Source organism: Mesorhizobium sp. M0678 (assembly GCF_040320505.1).
In the GTDB taxonomy this organism is placed as follows: Bacteria; Pseudomonadota; Alphaproteobacteria; order Rhizobiales; family Rhizobiaceae; genus Mesorhizobium.
In genome coordinates, this window is the sequence record NZ_JAMYPT010000077.1 from 1 (window position 1) to 1,202 (window position 1,202).

The following is a 1,202-nucleotide window of genomic DNA, read 5'->3' on the forward strand; positions in this document are numbered from 1 at the left end:
GAGACCTTTGCACGGGGAAGCGAAATCCTGGTTGGTGAGTTAATGGGGCTTTTTTGAAAGCCGGGAAAGCAGTTTTCGACGGCTTGGCATGGCATCGAACGGCATGACCGGCCGATCCGCCGATTTTAGGCCGATTTTAGACAGACTCCTCCTCATGCCGGCTTTCCGCCAGGTGGATAGAGGGCGCCGACCATGGTCCGCAGATTGTAGGCGCAGGCGGCTAGTATGCATTGCGTGCGGTTGGCGGCGAGGTTGAAGAAGCGCAGGCGCCGCATGCCGTAGCGCTCCTTGAACACAGCAAAAGGCCGCTCCACAGCCGCCCGCACCTTGGCGATCAACCGGTTACGCAGCTTCTGGCGCGCCGGCAACTCGGGATGATGCTTGTTGGGCCGCCGCATCAGCCGGTCCTTGATCCCGGCCTTGGCCAGCCGATCATGCCTGGCATGGGTGTAGTAGGCCTGATCGCCATAGGCCGCCTTCTCATCGCCGCAAACCAGATTGTCGGCCGCCTCGGTGTCGGTGATCGAGGCGTCGCTTACCTCGACACGCCGGATCATGGTGTGCTCCTGGTCGGCGCCGATGTGCATCTTGTAGCCGAAGGTGCTCTTGTTGCCCTTCTTGCCCCAGCGCGCGTCCTTGTCGGCCGACGGCTTGGCCGGGCCCTGGTGGCCCTTCTTCGGCTGCTTGGGCGGCCGCCCACGGGCCTGCAGGAACGTCGCATCGACTAAGGTGCCGCGCTTGATGATCAGCCCCTTCGTCTCCAGCTGGCGGTTGATCTCCTCAAACACCTTGTCGATCAGCCGCTCGCGCGTCAGTTCCTCGCGGAAGCGCCACAGTGTCGAATGATCGGGCGTACGGTCCGAAAGGCTGAAGCCGGCAAAGCGGCGAAACGACAGCCGGTCACGGATCTGAGCCTCCAATGCCGGATCGCTCAGCCCGTGCCACACGCCCAGCAAAAGACAGCGCACCAGCGCCTCCGCCGGGTAGCTGGTGTTGCCCGAGCCGGGACCGCTGCGCTGACCCAGCAATGTTCGGATCGGTGCCCAGTCCAGTTCCTTCGATACCAGGTCGAAAATCGTCTCGTCCGACGCCGCCAGCCCGTCCGCCAGACTCAACTGACCCAGAACACGATCCGCCATCCCGAATCTCCCTGCTTCGACCATCATCACAGAATCACCGATCGGCTTCTGTGCAAAGGTCTC

General features: G+C 62.7%; 1 protein-coding gene. It reads right to left on the reverse strand.

Translation table 11 applies throughout. From position 1 onward, the window contains the following. Nucleotides 1-152: 152 nt before the first annotated feature. The gene (locus NKI29_RS33340; protein WP_352724514.1) at nucleotides 153-1,139 is read right to left on the reverse strand and encodes an IS5 family transposase; all 987 of its coding nucleotides are present in this window, start codon (nucleotides 1,137-1,139) and stop codon (nucleotides 153-155) included. Nucleotides 1,140-1,202: the final 63 nt, after the last annotated feature.

Excerpts from the sequence above, each read along its gene's own strand:
- NKI29_RS33340 (WP_352724514.1), bottom strand. The coding sequence starts at position 1,139 with ATGGCGGATCGTGTTCTGGGTCAGTTGAGTCTGGCGGACGGGCTGGCG.